Annotated in this window: 1 protein-coding gene and 3 pseudogenes; 3 read left to right on the top strand and 1 reads right to left on the bottom strand. The window is 66.2% G+C overall.

Annotated features, from left to right (window positions below; genetic code table 11):
- Both G3436_RS26050 and G3436_RS26055 read left to right on the top strand, forming a co-directional pair.
- Window positions 1-1,143, top strand: a pseudogene (locus G3436_RS26050) (ABC transporter permease); the annotation flags it as partial.
- Complete coding sequence (locus G3436_RS26055; protein ID WP_163951145.1) at window positions 1,143-2,258, top strand: ABC transporter permease; 1,116 nt, start codon at window positions 1,143-1,145, stop codon at window positions 2,256-2,258. The pseudogene G3436_RS26050 and the gene G3436_RS26055, both read left to right, overlap by 1 nt.
- On the opposite strand, the pseudogene G3436_RS26060 reads toward G3436_RS26055, so the two are convergent.
- Window positions 2,259-2,668: pseudogene (locus G3436_RS26060) on the bottom strand (flagellar basal body-associated protein FliL).
- A gap of 156 nt (window positions 2,669-2,824) precedes the next feature.
- On the opposite strand from G3436_RS26060, the pseudogene G3436_RS26065 reads away from it, so the two are divergent.
- Window positions 2,825-3,805: pseudogene (locus tag G3436_RS26065) on the top strand (NADPH:quinone oxidoreductase family protein).
- The last annotated feature ends 21 nt before the right edge of the window (window positions 3,806-3,826 follow it).

The raw sequence follows: 3,826 nt of genomic DNA on the forward strand, positions 1-3,826 counted from the left end.
CCTGCACCCGCGCAGCGGCTTCAGCCTGGTGCGCCTGCTGGCCGTGGCCACCCGCGAAGGCAAGGAACTGCTGCGTGACAAGGTACGCCTGGGCTTCGCCCTACTGGGCGCAGTGTTCATGATGGTGATCTTCGGCTATGGCATCTCGCTGGACGTGGAAAACCTCGCCTTCGCCGTCTACGACCAGGACCAGAGCCCGCAGAGCCGGCAATACCTGGAGGCCTTCCGCGGCTCGCGCTACTTCGCCGAACGGGCGCCGATCCACGATGCCGCGCAACTGCACAAGCGCCTGCAACGCTCCGAGATCAAACTGGCGCTGGAGATACCGCCAGGCTTCGGCCGCGACCTGCTCGCCGGGCGCAGCCGGTGGTGGCGGCCTGGCTCGACGGGGGCATGCCGTTTCGCGCCGAGACCAGCCGCAACTACGTCGAAGCCGTGCACCAGGCCAACCTCGAACAACTGGCCGCGCTCGGCAGCCGGCCCGCCCAGGCACACGCGCCGGTCAAGCTGGAAACCCGCTTTCGCTACAACCAGGATGTGGTCAGCGTGAACGCCATCGGCCCCGGGGTGATGGCGCTGATCCTGGCGTTCATCCCGGCGATGCTCACCGCCCTGGGCATCGTGCGCGAAAAAGAGCTGGGCTCGATCACCAACTTCTACGCCACGCCCCTCACCCGCCTGGAATTCCTGCTCGGCAAACAGGCGCCGTACCTGGCCGTGAGCCTGGTCAACCTGGCGTTGCTGGTGGCGATGAACCGCTGGCTGTTCGGGGTGCCGTTCAAGGGCAGCGCGCTGGCGCTGGCCTGCGGCGGCGTGCTCTACCTGCTGGCCACCACCAGCCTGGGCCTGCTCATCTCGGCCTTCACCCGCACGCAGATCGCGGCCATCCTGGGTACCATGATCATCACCAGCCTGCCGACCATCCAGTTCTCCGGGCTGATCGTGCCGCGCTCTTCGCTGGATGGCGCCGCCGCGCTGATGGGCCAGCTGTTCCCGGCCGGCTACTTCCTCGACATTGCCGTCGGCACCTTTACCAAGGCCCTGGACCTGCGCGAGCTGTGGCCGCAGTGCCTGGCGCTGCTGGGGTTCTTCGCCGGCTTCACCGGGCTGAGCCTGTTGATGCTGAAAAAGCAGGAGGCCTGATGCAGCGCCTGGCACATATCTACCGCCTGGGGCTCAAGGAGCTGACCAGCCTGCGCTACGACAGCGTACTGCTGCTGTTCCTGCTGTATGCCTTCAGCGTGGCGATCTACATGCCGGCGGCCGGCTCGGTGATCGGCGTGCACAACGCCAGCGTGGCCATCGTCGACGAAGACCACAGCCTGTTGTCGCGCAAGCTGGGTGAAGCCCTGCAGCCACCGGAGTTCCAGCCGGCGGTGACGCTGCCCTACACGCAGCTCGACCAGGCCATGGACAGCGGCCGCTATACGTTCGTGATCAACATCCCGGCGAACTTCCAGGCCGACCTGCTGGCCGGGCGCACCCCTGAATTGCAGGTCAACGTCGACGCCACCGCCATGAGCCAGGCCTTCATGGGGGCGGGCTACATCGGCCGTATCTTCGAGCGCGAACTGCTCGACTACGCCCGCCAGACCGCGGCCGCACACAGCCCGGCGGTGCTGAGCCCGCGCGCGCTGTTCAACCCCAACCTGGAGGGGGGCTGGTTCCTGGCGGTGATCCAGATCGTCAACAACATCACCATCCTGGCCATCGTGCTGACCGGCACGGCGCTGCTGCGCGAGCGCGAGCACGGCACCCTCGACCACCTGCTGGTGCTGCCGCTGACGGCGCTGGAGATCATGCTGGCCAAGATCGGCAGCAACGCGCTGGTGGTGGTGCTGTGCACCTGGGTGTCGCTGGAGGTGGTGGTCAAGGGCGCGCTGGGCGTACCGCTGACAGGCTCGATGGGGTTGTTCCTGGCGGTGACCGCGCTGTACCTGTTCGCCAGTACGGCACTGGGCATCTTCCTGGCGACGCTGGCGCGCTCTACCCCGCAGTTCGGCCTGCTGGCGATCCCGGTGATCATCCCGATGCTGTTGCTGTCGGGCGGCAGCACGCCGCTGGACAGCATGCCGCAGTGGCTGCAGTGGGTGATGCAGCTGTCGCCGTCGACCCACTTCGTCAGCCTGAGCGCGGCGATTCTGTTCCGCGACGCCGGGGCCACGGTGGTGTGGCCCGAGCTGCTGGCGCTGGCGGCGATTGGCCTGGCGTTCTTTGCGATCGCCCTGGCCCGCTTTCGCCGCAGCCTGGCCGCGTGATTACTGCACGATCAGGTTGTTGAACAGCAGGTCGTCCACGGTCGGCTTGCCTTCTTCGCTTTCGAGCACCTGCTGTACCTGCTTGAGGGCCTCCTGGCGCAGTTTTTCCTTGGCTTCGACGTTGCTCATCGCTTCCAGGTTCTGCTGGGTGAACAACGCCACCAACTGATTGCGGATCAGCGGTTCGTGGTGGCGCACCACCTTGGCCGCTTCGTCGCTGTTGACCCGCAGGGCCACATCGGCCTTGTACACCCGCAGTTTCGGGCCGCCGTCGAGGGCATAGTTGCCGACGAAGGGCGGGCTCAGGGAGATATAGGAAACCTTCGGTCCGCCTTCCCCTTCCTTGGCTTCTTCGGCCATGGCGCCGCTGGCAGCATCAGGGCCAGTACCATCAAGATCCACGCTTTCACGAATTCGCTCCTCAAACAGTTGGCGCCAGCATACCCAGCGCCTTCGCCAAACCCAAGCCCGGGCTTATGCCGACTTATCAGGCCGGGGCATGCTCGTTGACCCGACACCCTGCCCACCTACACTTATCGGCCACCACCTGCAAAGGAATAGCCCTGATGAAAGCCGTGTTGTGCAATGCCCATGGTCCTGCCCGCGACCTGGTCCTGGAGGAGGTCGCCAGCCCCGTGCCAAAACGCAATGAAGTGCTGTTGCAGGTGCACGCCGCGGGGGTGAACTTCCCCGACACCCTGATCATCGAGGGCAAGTACCAGTTCCAGCCGCCGCTGCCCTTCTCGCCCCGGTGGCGAGGCCGCCGGGGTGGTGTTGGAGGTGGGCGAAAAGGCCGGCGCATTGCAGGTGGGCGACCGGGTCATGGCGCTGACCGGCTGGGGCAGCTTTGCCGAGCAGGTGGCGGTGCCGGCGTACAACGTGTTGCCGATCCCTGCGCACATGGATTTCGTCACGGCGGCCGCGTTCGGCATGACCTACGGCACTTCGATGCACGCGCTCAGGCAGCGTGGGCAACTGCAGGCTGGGGAGACGTTGCTGGTGCTGGGTGCTTCGGGCGGGGTCGGGTTGGCCGCGGTCGAGATCGGCAAGGCGCTGGGCGCGCGGGTGATCGCGGCGGCAGCAGTGCCGACAAGCTGGCGGTGGCCAAGGCGGCGGGTGCCGATGAACTGATCAACTACAGCGACTGCAGCTTGAAGGAGGAGATCAAGCGCTTGACCGGTGGCAATGGCGCGGACGTGATCTTCGACCCGGTCGGTGGCGAGTTGTTTGATCAGGCGGTGCGTGGGCTGGCGTGGAACGGGCGGCTGCTGGTGGTGGGGTTTGCCAGCGGGCAGATCCCGCAATTGGCGGTGAACCTTACGCTGCTCAAGGGCGCGGCGGTGGTGGGGGTGTTCTGGGGCGCGTTCGCGCAGCGCCAGCCGGCGGACAATGCGGCGAACTTCGAGCAGTTGTTTGCCTGGCATGCCGAGGGTCGGCTCAAGCCGCTGGTGTCGCAGACCTATGCGCTGGCCGAGGCCGGCGTGGCGATCGAGCAATTGGCGCAGCGCAAGGCGGTGGGCAAGCTGGTGGTTGCGGTGAAACCGTAAAAGGGGACTGTCAGATTTTTT

This window comes from Pseudomonas brassicae (genome assembly GCF_010671725.1).
Lineage (GTDB): Bacteria > Pseudomonadota > Gammaproteobacteria > Pseudomonadales > Pseudomonadaceae > Aquipseudomonas > Aquipseudomonas brassicae.

Coding starts and splice junctions, on each gene's coding strand:
- G3436_RS26055 (WP_163951145.1), top strand. CDS start 1,143: ATGCAGCGCCTGGCACATATCTACCGCCTGGGGCTCAAGGAGCTGACC.